The following is a 15194-nucleotide window of genomic DNA, read 5'->3' on the forward strand; positions in this document are numbered from 1 at the left end:
CACCATGACGACCACGATCCAGCAGGCCGACCTGATCGAATCGATCAGCGCCGCGCTGCAGTACATCAGCTACTACCACCCCGCCGACTACATCGCCCACCTGGCCCGCGCCTACGAGCGCGAGCAGAGCCCCGCGGCCAAGGACGCCATCGCGCAGATCCTGACCAACAGCAAGATGAGCGCCACGGGCCAGCGCCCGATCTGCCAGGACACCGGCATCGTCAACGTGTTCCTCAAGGTGGGCATGGATGTGCGCTGGGCTGGCTTCACCGGCAGCCTCGACGACGCCATCAACGAAGGCGTGCGCCGCGGCTACAACCACCCCGACAACACACTGCGCGCCTCGGTCGTGGCCGATCCGCAGTTCGACCGCAAGAACACCAAGGACAACACGCCCGCGGTGATCTTCACCGAGATCGTTCCCGGCAACACCGTTGAAGTGACGGTCGCGGCCAAGGGCGGCGGCAGCGAGAACAAGAGCAAGCTGGTCATGCTGAACCCCGGCGACAGCGTGGTCGACTGGGTGCTCAAGACAGTGCCCACCATGGGCGCCGGCTGGTGCCCGCCGGGCATGCTGGGCATCGGCATCGGCGGCACGGCCGAGAAGGCTGCGCTGATGGCCAAGGAAAGCCTGATGGACGACCTCGACATGCATGAGCTGCAGGCCAAGAAGAAGTCGGGCGCCGAGCTGAGCAAGGTCGAGGCGCTGCGCATCGAGCTGTACGAGAAGGTCAACGCGCTGGGCATCGGCGCACAGGGCCTGGGCGGCCTGGCCACCGTGCTCGACGTCAAGATCCAGATGTACCCGACGCACGCGGCGAGCAAGCCCGTTGCGATGATCCCCAACTGCGCGGCCACCCGCCACGCGCACTTCACGATGGACGGCAGCGGCCCTGTCTACCTCGACCCGCCGTCGCTCGACCTGTGGCCCGACGTCAACTGGGCGCCTGACGAGAAGAAGAGCAAGCGCGTCGACCTCGACAAGCTCACGCCCGCCGAAGTGGCAAGCTGGAAGCCGGGCGACACGCTGCTGCTCAACGGCAAGATGCTCACCGGCCGCGACGCCGCGCACAAGCGCATCCAGGACATGCTGGCCAAGGGCGAGAAGCTGCCGGTGGACTTCACCAACCGCGTCATCTATTACGTCGGCCCGGTCGATCCGGTCGGCGACGAAGCCGTGGGCCCCGCCGGTCCGACCACCGCCACGCGCATGGACGGCTTCACCGAAATGATGCTGGCGCAGACCGGCCTGATCGCGATGATCGGCAAGGCCGAGCGCGGCCCGGTTGCCATCGAGGCCATCAAGAAGCACAAGAGCGCCTACCTCATGGCCGTGGGCGGCGCCGCCTACCTCGTGAGCAAGGCCATCAAGACGGCCAAGGTCGTGGGCTTCGAAGACCTGGGCATGGAAGCGATCTATGAATTCGACGTGGTCGACATGCCCGTGACGGTGGCGGTCGATGCCGGCGGCACCAGCGCGCACATCACCGGCCCGGCCGAGTGGCAGAAGCGCATTGCCAGCGGCGAGTTCAAGACCATCATGATGGAAGAAGCTTGAGCGCTGTAGGCGTCTTCGACAGCGGAGTCGGCGGACTCAGCGTGCTGGCCGCGCTGCGGGCCGAACTGCCGCACGAACGCTTCGTGTACTTCGCCGACACGGCCTATGCGCCGTACGGCGAGCGCGGAGACGCCTATGTGATCGAGCGCTCGCGCACCGTGGTCGAACACCTGCGGCGCGAGCACGGCATCAAGGCGCTCGTGGTGGCCTGCAACACGGCGACCACGGCTGCCATCCATCTGATGCGTGCCGAGAATCCCGACCTGCCGATCGTCGGGCTGGAACCTGGCCTCAAGCCCGCCGTGGCCGCGAGCCGCACGGGGCGCATCTCGGTGATGGCCACGCGCGGCACGCTGGCCAGCGCCAAGTACGCCACGCTGCGCGCCTCATTCGCCGGGTCGGCTGATGTGCGTCCCGTGCCCTGCGACGGGCTCGTGAAGGCCATCGAAGGCTTCGACTCGGCGGGCATCGCGGCACTGTGCGAACGCTACATGGCCGAAGCCGGCCCTTTCGGCGATGCGCCTGGCGAAGTCGACACGGTGGTGCTTGGCTGCACCCACTACCCGCTCGTGAAGGACGAGTTGCGCCGGCATGCGCCGGCCACGCTGCGGTTCATCGACACGGGCGTGCCGGTCGCGCAGCAGACGCGGCGCCTGTTGACAGCGGCGGGCCAGTTGGCGGACAGCGGCAGTGGCGGCCTGCTTCTGCAGAGCAGCGGCGACGTCGCCGTGCTCGAAGCCGCGGCCGCGCGATGGCTCGGGCTCCCTTCTGCTGCGGCCACGACCTGACCTGGTCCGAGTCATGCGTCTCCTGCGCCACGCCGCCCTCCTCCTGTGCCTCTCGGCCGCCGGCCTGAGCCACGCGGCCTGCGAGAGTGGACTGGCCGAGCGCATGCATGCCAAGCTGCATCCCAACCGCCCGCTCGACGAGCGGCTCGCGGCCTGCAAGGTCTGGCCGGCCTTTCCCGGACGCAGCATCGTCGTGCTGCCGATGCCGCGCGAAACCACCGACCGGGGCGCCAAGGTCTTCGACCTGGAAATCCTGCTGATCCAGCGCCCCGACAACGGCAACACCGATCGCGACACCGTCATCGGCCGGCTCGTGCAGCCCGAGGCACTCGACGAAGACGCCACCACGTCGATCCAGGACATCCGCATCGACACCTCGCGCTACGTGCTGTCGCCCGAGGCCCGCGCCTTCGGCCTGCGCGTGCGCTACCGGGGCAGCAACGCGCCCGGCAGCCCCCTGGCCAGCGAAACCGTGCGGCTCTACGTGCACCATGGCAAGCAGTTGCGCCAAGTGCTGCAGGAGATCGAGCTCGACCACGACCACGGCGGGTGGGACTCCACTTGCACCGGCCACTTCGAGAAGCTGCGCACCATGCTGTCGGTCGGCAAGGGCAGCAGCAACGGCTTTGCCGATCTGCAACTGTCGCGCACGCTGCTGCAGAGCCGTGCGCAGGAGCAGGAAGACCAGGGCTGCGTGGAAAAGGCACTGCCCGCGAAGTTCGACACGGTCACGCTGCGCTATGACGGCGAGCGCTTCAAGGTGCCGAAGTCGCTGCGACAACAGACGCCCTGACGGGCGCCTGACTCACGGCCGGTTTTTCACCGAGCCGTCACACTAAGGTAACAGGATGCGCGGTTTAGCCAAAAGAACTACCGCGCACAATGACTTCACTCTCCCAGACCCGCATCCCCTTCAAGCCCCTGTTGCTCGCCAGCGCACTCGCGTTGCTGCTGGGCGCCTGCGGCGGTGGTAACAATTCAGGCGGTTTCAGCGGATTCATTCCGCCCACCAGCACTGCGCCGCCACCGGCCCAGCCGCCCGCCGCACAGCCGGAGCCCGACCAGCTCGTGTCGAAGGCACGGTTCACGCCCAATGCGGGCACCACCAAGGGATCGTCCGACGCATCGACCGCCATCGCGCTGCCCGACAACTTCATGATCGTGGCGGACGATGAGGCCAACGTGCTGCGCGTCTACCCGCGCGGCGGCGGTGCCGCGGTGAAGGAATGGAGCTACGAGCTCGAAGGCCCGAAGCTGGCCAAGGAGCTCGACCTGGAGGCCGGCACGCGCATCGGAGACACGCTGTACTTCACCGGCTCCAACAGCAACAAGAAGGACGGCGCCGACGCAGCCGCCGACCGCTCGCACCTCTTCGCAGTCAAGGTCAGCGGCACGGGCGCCGCCACCGCCTTCGACTATGTCGGCCAGTTCTCGCTGCTCGAAGCGCAGCTGATCGCCTGGGACACGGGCAACCTCCATGGGCTCGGCGCCAACCGCTTCGGTTTTGCCGTGTCCGCCGCGGCCGGCATCGTGCCCGAGCGCGTCGACGGCTTCTCCATCGAGGGCATGACCAGCGCACCGGGCGACACCGCCCTGTGGCTCGGCTTTCGCGCTCCGCAGACGGGCACTCAAGTACGCGCCAAGGCATTGATCGTGCCGCTGCAGAACTACGCCGCGCTGATGGCGGGCACCACTACGCAAGCCACCTTCGGCGCCCCCATCGAGCTGGAGCTGGGCGGCCGCGGCATCCGCTCCATCGACAAGGGCACCGACGGCAAGTACCTGATCGTCGCTGGCCCGGCTGGCGCCGCCGTGCCCGAGGTGGACCGCAACTTCGCCCAGTTCGCATGGGACGGCAACCCGAACAGCGCGCCGGTGGAACTGTCGAACGACCTCGATGCGCTGCGCAAGGAAACCGGCGGCAGCTTCGAATCCACCGTCGAAGTGCCTGGCCCCGTGACGGCCGGCACGCAGGTGCAACTGCTGCTCGACAACGGCGACACCAAGTGGGACGGCAAGACGGCCTCGAAAGACCTGCCCGCCGCCGACCAGAAATTCGACGGCTTCGTCGTGCGCCTCGGCAAGCCGTGGGTCGACACCGCCGCGCCGAAGCTGCAGAAGTCAATGCCGGCGGCCGGCCGCGTGGGCGTCAACCTCGACACGTCGATCACGCTGTCGTTCAACGAGGCCGTGCGCCTGGGCTCGGGCAGCATCGTGCTGCACAAGGCCGACGGCAGCGTGATCGAGACCTTCCACACCAACAGCCCCGCCGCGCGCCTGCAGGTGGCCTTCAACGTGCTGAAGCTGGTGCCGACGGCCCCGCTCGAGCTCAGCACCGGCTACTACATCACGGTGGATGCCAATGCCATCACCGACGCGGCTGGCAACGCCTTCGCGGGTATTTCCGATGCGACGAAGCTGAGCTTCACGACCACTGCCGGCGCCACACCGCTGGTGGCCGGCGACCTGCTCTTCATGGCAGCCAATGCCGAAGCGCCCGACGCTTATGCCTTCGTACTGCTGAAGGCCGTGAATGGTGGCACGCAAGTGCTGTTCACCGACCGCGACCGCAAGGCGGGCACGACCGAATTCACCGGCATCACCAACGAAACAGCATTCTTCTGGACTGCGGACCAGAACCTGCCGGCTGGCACGATCGTGACCATCCAGACCGACGTCACCGGCAATCCGATTGCGGACAAGGGCTTCACGCTCGGGTCGCCGGGCGGCATCGGCAAATCGGAAACCATCTACGCGATCGCGGGCGGCACCATCGCCGGACTGGGCGACGGCCAGGCGGGACAGATCACCGCTGTCGGCAACCACCTCGCGACCATCACGCTGGGCGGTGCTGCGGGCACCATCCCCGACGCGGTCACGACGGCCGGCACAAGCATCAGCTTCACGGTGCTGCCCGCCAACCAGACCAACGCGATCTACAACGGCTCGCTCGACCGCTCGGACCTGGCAGCCTTTGCTGCCCGCGTGAAGGACCCGGCGAACTGGATCAAGCGCTACGCACCGGAAGTCGGCTATCCGCTGACCAACGACAGCCTGTTCGGCGACAAGCTGCCCTGATTGTTGGCTAGGCGCGCAGCGCGGCTTGCCGGCCGCGCTGCATGTTGATTGGCAGCAGCAGCAAAAGCCCCGCCGCGAACAGCACCGCAGTCGACAAGATCGCGATGCGCTGGTTGCCGCCGGTCATCCACGTGATGGCGCCGAAGCTCAGCGGACCGACGATGCTCGCCAGCCGTGTCGCGAAAGTCCAGAGCCCGAAGAACTCTGCGAGCTGTTGCGGCGGCGCCAGATAGCCCGTCATGGCGCGACCGGCCGATTGACTCGATCCCATCGAGAGCCCTGCGATGGCGGCGGCCCACCAGAAGCCGCCCTTGGTCGTCACCAGCGCGGCGATCACACAGACCGCGATCCACGCGACCAGCGTGCAGGCCAGCGAGACCTTGTGGCCGATGCGGTCCTGGATGTAGCCGAAACTGAAAGCGCCCAGCGCAGCCGCGATGTTGAGCACGAAGATCAGCACCATGGTTTCGCTCGCGACGAAGCCGATCACCTGCTCCGCGTAGATCGCCGCAAGCGTGATGGCCACGGCCACGCCGCCCTGGTAGCAGACCGTGCAGGCCAGCAGCCACATGAAGTCGCGATAGGCCCGGGCCTGCCGATATGTGGCGCGGAGTTGCCGCCATGCACCGCCCTGCTCCGCGCGGGCCGCCTGGGGCTTTGCGCGCTCGGGCAGCAACACGAAAGTGACGCAGGCGGCCCCACCGTAGATGACTGCCGTGATCAGCATCGTCACCGGCACGAAATGCGCCGCCGGCAAGCCCTTCGATTGCGACCACAACACATAGGCCAGGCAGATGCCCAGCGCCAGCATGCCGCCGACGTAGCCGAAGGCCCAGCCCCACCCGCTGACCTTGCCCATTCCCTCGGCCGTGGCCAGTTCGGGCAGGAAGGCGCCCGTGAGGGACTCGCCGTAGGAATAGAAGGCGTTGGAGACGATCACCAGCGCCATCGCCAGCGCGACACCGGATGCACCCGAAAAACCCGGCGTGATGGCAAGCGCCGCTGTCGCGAAGACGCAGCCAATGGTCGCGAAGACGAGTACCCGCTTCTTGGCCGCGCGCAAGTCGGCCCAGGCGCCGATGGCGGGCATCGTGAGCATCACGATTGCGTAGGAGGTACTGAGCGCCGCTGTCCACGCGAAGGCGGCCCACGGCGCGCCCTTGGCAATACCACCCACGAAGTAGGCAGCGAACACGGCTGTTATGACGACCGTGGTGTAGCCCGAGTTGGCGAAGTCGTACATCGCCCAGCCGAACACCTCGCGCTTGCGAACGCCCGGGCGCAGCGCGGAGGCGGGAAACAGGGCCATGCGGCCTTGGACCGGGGCGTGGGGTTGCTTAGTGCAGGTGACGCGGACGGCGACCGCCGCCATGGCCACCACCGCTGCCGCCACTGCCCGGGCCACCGGTGCCGCGCGGGCGCTTGCCGATTTCGAGCGAGTTCACCAGCGCGTCGAAACGATCGCTGAAGAGGCGGTCGATCTCGGAGACCACGCCACCCAGTTCGGCGCCGTCGAAGTGGCGTTCCATGAGGTTGACGACGTCTTCCACCAGCAGGTCGCGTTGCACCTGCATGATCGCGGCCGGGTTCGGGCCGACGAACAGCATCAGGAAGTCGTCGCGCGATTCTTCTTCGGGGTCGCCCTCTTCCTCGTCGAAGTCGGTGTCGTAGAAGGTGACCTCGATGGCCGCACCGCGTTCGGAGAGCTCGTTCAGGCCCATGCACATCTCGTCGAGTGCCTGGCGGAAATCTTCGTCGCCGGGCACGGTCCAGCACATCTGCAGCGTGTGGTCCTTCTGCTCGAAGCGGATGCCGGGTTCTTCTTCGTAGGTGCTCGTGGCACCGTCGGCCAGCGACTTGGCACCAGCGTACTTCCAGAGCGGCTTGAGCGCTTCCTGGATCTGGTCGAAGGTGACGTCCGAACGCAGCGGCACGTCGCCGTGCACATGGATCTCAAATGGAGCGTTGTAGCGAGGCATCGAATGCTCCCTTGTAAGTTTGGTACCCGGAACGGGGGTCGAACCCGTATGCCCCGATTAAGGAAGCGGCGGATTTTAAGTCCGATGTGTCTACCAATTTCACCATCCGGGCGTCAGGTTGAACATCGACGATAACCCAAACAAAACAAGCCCCGGCAACGTGGGTTGGCGGGGCTTGGTAGTCGGGGTCGAATCTGGTTGAACCGAGAGAGTGGAGGCGCGACCCGGAGTCGAACCGGGCTAGACGGATTTGCAATCCGTTGCATAACCGCTTTGCTATCGCGCCACGCAGAAATACGAAATCGAACTAGCGAAAAAAAGGGAAGCTGTTGCTTCCCTTTTTCAAAACTGGAGCGGGAAAAGAGTCTCGAACTCTCGACCTCAACCTTGGCAAGGTTGCGCTCTACCAACTGAGCTATTCCCGCGTTTCGAGCCTCGAATTATATACCAGTTTTTCGAGGCTCCACAAGTTTTGCGATCAACCGGTCAGTGCTTGACCGAACCTTCCGAAGCTGGCGCCCCTGCGCGCTGCTTGGCCAGTTCTGCCACTGCAGCCGCGGATGCAGCCACTTCTTCGTCGGACAGCGGTTCGGGCATTTTCTCGAGAGCGATCTCGAGCACCTTGTCGATCCACTTCACAGGCACGATCTCGAGGCCGTTCTTCACGTTCTCGGGAATCTCCTGCAGGTCCTTGGCGTTCTCTTCCGGAATCAGCACGGTCTTGATGCCGCCGCGCAGCGCGGCCAGCAGCTTTTCCTTCAGGCCGCCGATGGCCGTCACCTCGCCGCGCAGCGTGATCTCGCCGGTCATCGCGACGTCGCTGCGCACGGGGATGCCCGTGAGCGCCGACACGAAGGCCGTCGTCATCGCCGCGCCCGCGCTCGGGCCGTCCTTCGGCGTAGCGCCATCAGGCACGTGGATGTGGATGTCGCGCTTCTCGAACGCCTCGTCCTTGATGCCCAGACGGCGCGAACGGCTGCGCACCACCGTGCGCGCGGCCTCGACCGATTCCTTCATCACGTCGCCCAGCGAACCGGTGCGGCTGATCACGCCCTTGCCGGGCATGGTCACGGCTTCGATCGTCAGCAGGTCACCGCCGACTTCAGTCCATGCGAGGCCAACCACCTGGCCGACCTGGTTCTGCTTCTCTGCGAGGCCGAAGCTGTACTTGCGCACGCCAAGGAACTCGTTGAGATTCGTGCCGTCGACCGTGACCTTGGGCGTGAACTGCTTGAGCAACAGGCCCTTCACCACCTTACGGCAGATCTTGGACAGTTCGCGCTCGAGCGAACGCACACCCGCTTCACGCGTGTAGTAGCGCACGATGTCACGCACGGCCTCTTCGGTGACAAGGAGTTCTTCTTCCTTGACGCCGTTGTTCTTCAACTGCTTCGGCAGCAGGTACTTGATCGCGATGTGCGTCTTCTCGTCCTCGGTGTAGCCCGAGAGGCGGATGACTTCCATGCGGTCCAGCAGCGCCGGCGGAATGTTCATCGAGTTCGATGTGGCGACGAACATCACGTCGCTCAGGTCGAAGTCGACTTCCACGTAGTGGTCGCCGAAGGTGTGGTTCTGCTCGGGGTCGAGCACTTCGAGCAGCGCGCTCGAAGGGTCGCCGCGGAAGTCCGTGCCCAGCTTGTCGATTTCGTCGAGCAGGAACAGCGGATTGCGCGTGCCGATCTTGCTCAGGCCCTGCAGCACCTTGCCCGGCAGTGCGCCGATATAGGTGCGACGGTGGCCGCGAATTTCGGCTTCGTCGCGCATGCCACCCAGCGCCATGCGCGTGTACTTGCGGCCGGTCGCCTTGGCGATCGACTGCCCCAGCGAAGTCTTGCCCACGCCCGGAGGTCCCACGAGGCACAGGATCGGCGCCTTGACCTTGTCGACGCGTTGCTGCACCGCGAGATATTCGAGGATGCGGTCCTTGACCTTCTCGAGGCCGTAGTGGTCGGCATTGAGCACGGCCTCGGCATTGGCCAGATCGTGCTTGATCTTGGTCTTCTTGCTCCACGGCAGGCCGATGAGCACGTCGATGTAGTTGCGCACCACCGTGGCTTCGGCCGACATGGGCGACATCAGTTTGAGCTTCTTGAGCTCGCCCTCGGCCTTCTTCAGGCCTTCCTTCGACATCTTCGCGAGCTTGATCTTCTTCTCGATCTCCTCGATGTCCGCGCCCTCTTCGCCTTCGCCGAGCTCCTTCTGGATGGCCTTGACCTGCTCGTTGAGGTAGAAGTCGCGCTGGTTCTTTTCCATCTGGCGCTTCACGCGGCCACGGATCTTCTTGTCGACGTTGAGGATGTCGACTTCGCGCTCGAGTTGCCCGAACAGGTTCTCCAGGCGCGCCTTGACGTCGTCGAGGTCGAGCACGGCCTGCTTGTTGTCGAGCTTGAGCGGCAGGTGCGCTGCGATGGTGTCCGCAAGGCGGCCCGGATCGTCGATGCTCGAGATCGAAGTCAGGATCTCGGGCGGAATCTTCTTGTTCAGCTTGACGTACTGGTCGAACTGCTGCATCACCGCGCGGCGCAGCGCCTCGACCTCGGTACCCTTCTCGCCGCCCTCGGGCGCCTCGACGGGCGTCACGTTGGCCGAGAAGTGCGTCTCGCCGTCATCGATGCGGTTCACGCGTGCGCGCTGCTGGCCTTCGACCAGCACCTTCACCGTGCCGTCGGGCAGCTTGAGCATCTGCAGGATGGTCGAGACGCAGCCGACCTCGAACATGTCCTCGACCGAGGGCTCGTCCTTGGCAGCGGCCTTCTGGGCCACCAGCATGATGCGGCGCTCCGCCTCCATGGCCAGCTCGAGCGCCTTGATGCTCTTGGGGCGACCCACGAAGAGCGGGATCACCATGTGGGGAAACACCACGACGTCGCGCAGCGGCAGCAGCGGCAGGTCGAGGGCTTCGGGAGGCAGAGGGGTATGGCCAGACATGCAGATCCTTCGCGTCTTTGGCTTTAGGCCTTTTTCGCCGCTTCGCGGTACACGAGCAGCGGGGGCTTGTTTTCGTCGATGGTCGATTCCTCGACCACCACCTTGTCGACATTGGTCGCGTTCGGCAATTCGAACATGGTGTCGATCAGCGACTGTTCAAGGATCGAGCGCAAACCGCGTGCACCGGTCTTGCGAGCCAGGGCCTTGCGAGCGATCGCCTTGAGCGCCGCAGGGCGAATCTCGAGGTCCACGCCTTCCATCTGCAGCAGCTTGGTGAACTGCTTCACCACGGCATTCTTGGGCTCGGTCAGGATCTGGACCAGCGCATCCTCGCTGAGTTCCGCGAGCGATGCGACCACGGGCATGCGGCCCACGAGTTCGGGGATCAGGCCGAACTTGATCAGGTCTTCGGGTTCGACTTCGCGGAACACCTCGGTGATGCTACGTTGGGCCTTGCTCTTGACCGCGGCGCCGAAGCCAATGCCCGAGGCCTCGGTACGGTTTTCGATGACCTTCTCGAGGCCCGCGAACGCGCCGCCGCAGATGAACAGGATGTTGGTCGTATCGATCTGCAGGAAGTCTTGATTCGGGTGCTTGCGCCCGCCTTGCGGCGGCACGCTGGCCATCGTGCCTTCGATGAGCTTCAGCAAGGCCTGCTGCACGCCCTCGCCCGACACGTCACGGGTGATCGAGGGGTTGTCGGACTTGCGCGAGATCTTGTCGATTTCGTCGATGTAGACGATGCCGCGCTGGGCGCGTTCGACTTCGTAGTTGCAGCTCTGCAGCAGCTTCTGGATGATGTTCTCGACGTCCTCGCCCACGTAACCGGCTTCGGTCAGCGTGGTGGCGTCGGCCATCACGAAAGGCACGTCGAGCATGCGCGCGAGCGTTTGAGCCAGCAGCGTCTTGCCCGAGCCCGTGGGGCCGATCAGCAGGATGTTGCTCTTGCTGAGCTCGACGTCGTCGCCCTTGGCCTTTTCCTTGTGGCGCAGGCGCTTGTAGTGGTTGTAGACCGCCACCGACAGCATGCGCTTGGCCGGCTCCTGGCCGATCACGTAGTTGTCGAGATTGGTCTTGATCTCCAGCGGAGTCGGCAGATCGCTGCGTGCTTCACGCGCTTCTTCGCCCGCGGGGAGCTCGTCGCGGATGATCTCGTTGCAAAGGTCGATGCACTCGTCGCAGATGAAGACCGAAGGGCCCGCGATCAGCTTCTTGACCTCGTGCTGGCTCTTGCCGCAGAACGAGCAATAAAGCGTTTTTTCGCTGGAAGAGCCTTTTTTATCGGCCATGGACTTTTGCCTCGTGACAGGGTATGCACAATGATAACTAAACAAAAACGGCGTTTCCCGTGTGGAAAACGCCGTTTTTTGCCATTTGGCGCCACCGGCGCCCCGCAGCTTTAACCGCGCTTGGCGACGACCTGGTCCACCAGACCGTATTCCTTGGCCTCGTCAGCCGTGAGGAAATAGTCGCGCTCGGTGTCGGCTTTGACCTTTTCCAGCGGCTGGCCGGTGCGCTCGGCCAGGATGCGATTCATCTGGTCCTTGGTGCGCAGGATGTCGCGCGCATGGATCTCGATGTCGGTCGCCTGGCCGCGTGCGCCGCCCAGCACCTGGTGGATCATGATCTTCGAGTTGGGCAGCGAGAAACGCTTTCCCTTCTCACCGGCCGCCAGCAGGAAGGCGCCCATGCTGGCCGCAAAACCGAGGCACATGGTCGACACGTCAGGCTTGATGAACTGCATGGTGTCGTAGATCGCCATGCCGGCGCTCACGCTGCCGCCCGGGGAGTTGATGTAGAACGAGATGTCCTTGTCCGGGTTTTCGCTCTCGAGGAACAGCAGCTGGGCCACCACGAGATTGGCCGTCTGGTCGTTGACCTCGCCCACCAGGAAAATGATGCGTTCCTTGAGGAGACGCGAATAGATGTCATAAGACCGCTCGCCGCGGCCCGACTGCTCGATGACCATCGGAACCATGCCGAGGCCTTGAATTTCGTTTGCGATCATGAATTAGCTCTCCGGGAAGATGAAATCGTTCGCTGTTCTGAACTGTACGCCTGAGTGAAATGGGGCTCGTGCCGTAAAGCACAAGCCCCATTGGCGTAGCGGGCGGCGGCGGAAATCAGCCTTGCTGTTGCGCCATCAGTTCGTCGAACGACACCGACTTTTCGTTGACCTTTGCCTTGCCCAGGACGAAATCGGTCACGTTGTTCTCGATGACAACGGCTTCGACTTCGGCCAGGCGGTTGTTGTCGCTGAAGTACCAGCGCACCACGTCGGCCGGCTTTTCGTAGCTGGCGGCCAGCTCGTCGATGTGGGCCTTGATCTGCTCGGGCTTGGCCTGCAGGTTGTTGGCACGCACCAGCTCGGCCACCACGAGGCCCAGGCGCACGCGGCGCTCGGCTTGCGGGCGGAACACTTCGTCGGGGATCGGGGCCTTGTCGGCGTCCTTGATGCCGCGCTGCTTGAGCTCGGCGCGGGCGCCTTCGACCATGCGGTTGACTTCCGACTGCACGCTGGCGTTCGGCAGGTCGAGCTCGGCATTGGCCACCAGGGCGTCCATCACGGCGTTCTTGTTGCGGGCCAGCAGGCGGAACTTCACTTCGCGCTCGAGGTTGCGCTTGATGTCGGCGCGCAGGCCTTCGACCGTGGCTTCGGCGATGCCGAGCGACTTGGCGAGCTGCTCGTTGACTTCGGGCAGGTGCGAGGCTTCGATCCTCTTCAGGGTGACCATGAAGTCGGCTTGCTTGCCGGCCACGTCCTTGCCGTGGTAGTCGGCCGGGAACGACAGCGGGAAGGTGCGGCTGTCGCCAGCCTTCATGCCGCGCACGGCGTCTTCGAATTCCTTCAGCATCTGGCCTTCGCCGACGACGAACTGGAAGTCTTCGGCCTTGCCGCCCTGGAAGGGCTCGCCGTCGATCTTGCCTTCGAAGTCGACGGTCACGCGGTCGTCGTCTTGCGCAACAGCGTCTTGCGCGCGCTGGGCGAAGGTGCGGCGTTGCTTGCGCAGGATGTCGAGCGTCTTGTCGATCGCGTCGTCGCCCACTTCGGCCGAGAGCTTCTCGACTTCGGCGCCGGACAGGTCGTTGATCTTGACTTCGGGGAACACTTCGAAGACCGCGTCGAAGGCCAGTTCGCCTTCGGGTGCGTCTTCTTTTTCAGTGATGCGGGGCTGGCCGGCAACGCGCAGCTTGGCTTCGTTGGCGGCTTGCGAGAAGGCCTCGCCGACCTTGTCGTTCATGACTTCGTAGTGCACCGAGTAGCCATAGCGCTGGGCCACGACGTTCATCGGCACCTTGCCGGGACGGAAGCCGTCCATCTTGACGGTGCGCGCGAGCTTCTTGAGGCGCGAATCGACTTCGGACTGGATGGTGCCGACCGGCAGGGTCAGCGTGATCTTGCGTTCGAGCTTCTCGAGAGTTTCAACGTTCACGGTCATGATGTCTTCCTTGTGAGGGGGCTGGTGCGCGGGGCCTGCATCTTTTTATCAATACAGATCAAGGACTTACACGCGCTAGCGGGATTTAAGCGGAGGCACACGCGTGCCGCGCGCAAAACTGGGCAACCCGCGATTCTAATCGGCTGGAGACACCCCTTTTGGCCAGGCCGGGGGTCCGCACGCGGAGATTTCGCCTCCATCGCCTTTACAGTGGCTGCGATTCGCCATTGCCCACAGGAATGCCCATGCCCCTACAGCGACTGTTCGCCGCCCTCGCCTTCACCCTGATCCTCGCATTCGGCATGCCTTCGCCCGCGCTGGCCAAGACAGCGGGCGCGCCAGCGACGAAAGAGCCGACCATCCAGCAGATCTACGAAGCGGCGAACGGCGGCAGGATGGCGGAAGCCGACGCGATGATCGCGAAGGTGCTGAAGAACCATCCCAACAGCGCGAAGGCCCACTACGTTCACGCCGAACTCCTCGCGATGAACGGCAAGCTCGACGACGCCAGGGACGAACTGTCCCAGGCCAAGGAGCTTTCGCCGGGCCTCAAGTTCGCGAAGGCCGAATCGGTCGCAAAGCTTGAACGCAAGCTCGAGAAGCCGGCCGAGATCAAGGCCGAGCCACCGCCGCCCGTGCCCAGCCCGGTCGCCGCAACCGCCCTTTCCCCCGAGAAGACGGACACCGCGTCGTCGTCTGGACCAATCCCCTGGACACCGATCGGCATCGTGGCCCTGTTCATCGTCGCCTACCTCGTCTTCCAGCAGCGCAGGCGCGCCACCACGTTCGACGTGCCTGCCGCCGCTGGCGCGCCACGGTTCTCCAGGCCCACCAGCGACTCGTCCATGGGCTATGGCAGCGCGGACCAGGACAGGGACTATTCCGCCTCGCCCCCCGCAACCAGCCAGGGCCCAGGCATCGGCGGTGCGCTGGCGGCCGGGGCCGTGGCAGGTGTCGGCGCGGTGGTCGCGGGCGAAGTGCTGCGCCACCTGCTGAACGACCGCTCCGACGACAACCGGGGCAGCACGATCAACATCTTCAACAACCACCGCGACAGCCACGGCAACGCCAGCATGGGCCGCAGCCTCTGGCCCTCGTCCGACCCGGAGCCCGAGCAGCAACCCGACCGCAGCTTCGTGGACAACGACTTCGGCATCAAGGACACGAGCTCGTGGGACGACTCGAGCAGCAGCAGCAGTTCCGACAGCAGCAGTGACAGCGGAAGCAGCGACAGCGGTAGCAGCAGCGATTGGTAGAAGGCAGAAAAGAAAAAGCCCCGTTCCTTGCGAAACGGGGCTTTTTCACTGCTCGATAGACGGGCTACATAGCAGGGCTGGTGCGCGGGGCCGGACTCGAACCGGCACGTTCTTGCGAACGTCAGGACCTAAACCTGGTGCGTCTACCAATTTCGCCACCCGCGCAG

At 64.7% G+C, this 15194-nt stretch carries 11 protein-coding genes and 4 tRNA genes; 5 read left to right on the top strand and 10 right to left on the bottom strand.

The genetic code is table 11. The features are described 5' to 3' along the window. Positions 1-4: 4 nt before the first annotated feature. From BLW48_RS15025 to BLW48_RS15040, 4 genes are all read left to right on the top strand, one after another. Positions 5-1558, top strand: a complete 1554-nt coding sequence (locus BLW48_RS15025) for a fumarate hydratase (protein ID WP_093175848.1) — start codon at positions 5-7, stop codon at positions 1556-1558. Continuing rightward, entirely contained in the window at positions 1555-2346 is a 792-nt protein-coding gene (gene murI / locus BLW48_RS15030) for a glutamate racemase (protein WP_093073760.1), read from the top strand. Before BLW48_RS15025 ends, murI begins: the two co-directional genes overlap by 4 nt. A 13-nt stretch (positions 2347-2359) precedes the next feature. Further along, positions 2360-3139, top strand: a complete 780-nt coding sequence (locus BLW48_RS15035) for a PA3715 family protein (RefSeq protein WP_093175852.1) — start codon at positions 2360-2362, stop codon at positions 3137-3139. Between the two features lie 89 nt (positions 3140-3228). Next, positions 3229-5424: an Ig-like domain-containing domain gene (locus BLW48_RS15040; RefSeq protein WP_093175855.1), complete on the top strand. Its 2196-nt coding sequence runs from the start codon at positions 3229-3231 to the stop codon at positions 5422-5424. Positions 5425-5431: 7 nt separating this feature from the next. Here the strand turns inward: BLW48_RS15040 and BLW48_RS15045 are convergent, their stop codons facing one another. From BLW48_RS15045 to tig, 9 genes are all read right to left on the bottom strand, one after another. After that, positions 5432-6733, bottom strand: a complete 1302-nt coding sequence (locus tag BLW48_RS15045) for an MFS transporter (protein ID WP_093175858.1) — start codon at positions 6731-6733, stop codon at positions 5432-5434. A 28-nt stretch (positions 6734-6761) separates the two neighbouring features. Next, a complete protein-coding gene (locus BLW48_RS15050; protein ID WP_093056456.1) occupies positions 6762-7403 on the bottom strand; it encodes a DUF6806 family protein in 642 nt (213 codons plus the stop codon). Between the two features lie 20 nt (positions 7404-7423). After that, positions 7424-7515, bottom strand: a tRNA-Leu gene (locus BLW48_RS15055). Positions 7516-7615: 100 nt separating this feature from the next. Next, a tRNA-Cys gene (locus BLW48_RS15060) sits at positions 7616-7689 on the bottom strand. 63 nt (positions 7690-7752) lie between these two features. Continuing rightward, a tRNA-Gly gene (locus BLW48_RS15065) sits at positions 7753-7828 on the bottom strand. Between the two features lie 61 nt (positions 7829-7889). Beyond that, positions 7890-10331: an endopeptidase La gene (lon, locus tag BLW48_RS15070; protein ID WP_093056455.1), complete on the bottom strand. Its 2442-nt coding sequence runs from the start codon at positions 10329-10331 to the stop codon at positions 7890-7892. A gap of 23 nt (positions 10332-10354) precedes the next feature. Next, positions 10355-11620 (bottom strand): ATP-dependent Clp protease ATP-binding subunit ClpX, encoded by a 1266-nt coding sequence (gene clpX / locus BLW48_RS15075; RefSeq protein WP_007829783.1) that lies wholly within the window; start codon positions 11618-11620, stop codon positions 10355-10357. Positions 11621-11730: 110 nt separating this feature from the next. Further along, positions 11731-12339 carry an ATP-dependent Clp endopeptidase proteolytic subunit ClpP gene (clpP, locus tag BLW48_RS15080; RefSeq protein ID WP_093056454.1) on the bottom strand — a complete coding sequence of 203 codons (609 nt, stop codon included), beginning with the start codon at positions 12337-12339 and terminating at the stop codon, positions 11731-11733. Between the two features lie 115 nt (positions 12340-12454). Continuing rightward, on the bottom strand, positions 12455-13771 hold the full coding sequence (gene tig, locus BLW48_RS15085) for a trigger factor (protein ID WP_093175862.1): 1317 nt from the start codon (positions 13769-13771) through the stop codon (positions 12455-12457). A gap of 245 nt (positions 13772-14016) precedes the next feature. Between tig and BLW48_RS15090 the strand changes: the two genes are divergently transcribed. Next, on the top strand, positions 14017-15027 hold the full coding sequence (locus BLW48_RS15090) for a tetratricopeptide repeat protein (protein WP_093175865.1): 1011 nt from the start codon (positions 14017-14019) through the stop codon (positions 15025-15027). 78 nt (positions 15028-15105) lie between these two features. Here the strand turns inward: BLW48_RS15090 and BLW48_RS15095 are convergent. Then, positions 15106-15192: transfer RNA gene (locus tag BLW48_RS15095), tRNA-Leu, on the bottom strand. Positions 15193-15194: the final 2 nt, after the last annotated feature.

This window comes from Variovorax sp. YR266 (assembly GCF_900107295.1).
Lineage (GTDB): Bacteria > Pseudomonadota > Gammaproteobacteria > Burkholderiales > Burkholderiaceae_C > Variovorax.

What these genes read in the sequence shown, in the direction of transcription:
- BLW48_RS15090 (WP_093175865.1), top strand. Translation starts at nt 14,017, where the DNA reads ATGCCCCTACAGCGACTGTTCGCCGCCCTCGCCTTCACCCTGATCCTC.
- clpX (WP_007829783.1), bottom strand. Translation starts at nt 11,620, where the DNA reads ATGGCCGATAAAAAAGGCTCTTCCAGCGAAAAAACGCTTTATTGCTCG.
- lon (WP_093056455.1), bottom strand. Translation starts at nt 10,331, where the DNA reads ATGTCTGGCCATACCCCTCTGCCTCCCGAAGCCCTCGACCTGCCGCTG.
- BLW48_RS15025 (WP_093175848.1), top strand. Translation starts at nt 5, where the DNA reads ATGACGACCACGATCCAGCAGGCCGACCTGATCGAATCGATCAGCGCC.
- BLW48_RS15050 (WP_093056456.1), bottom strand. Translation starts at nt 7,403, where the DNA reads ATGCCTCGCTACAACGCTCCATTTGAGATCCATGTGCACGGCGACGTG.
- BLW48_RS15040 (WP_093175855.1), top strand. Translation starts at nt 3,229, where the DNA reads ATGACTTCACTCTCCCAGACCCGCATCCCCTTCAAGCCCCTGTTGCTC.
- tig (WP_093175862.1), bottom strand. Translation starts at nt 13,771, where the DNA reads ATGACCGTGAACGTTGAAACTCTCGAGAAGCTCGAACGCAAGATCACG.
- clpP (WP_093056454.1), bottom strand. Translation starts at nt 12,339, where the DNA reads ATGATCGCAAACGAAATTCAAGGCCTCGGCATGGTTCCGATGGTCATC.
- BLW48_RS15035 (WP_093175852.1), top strand. Translation starts at nt 2,360, where the DNA reads ATGCGTCTCCTGCGCCACGCCGCCCTCCTCCTGTGCCTCTCGGCCGCC.
- BLW48_RS15045 (WP_093175858.1), bottom strand. Translation starts at nt 6,733, where the DNA reads ATGGCCCTGTTTCCCGCCTCCGCGCTGCGCCCGGGCGTTCGCAAGCGC.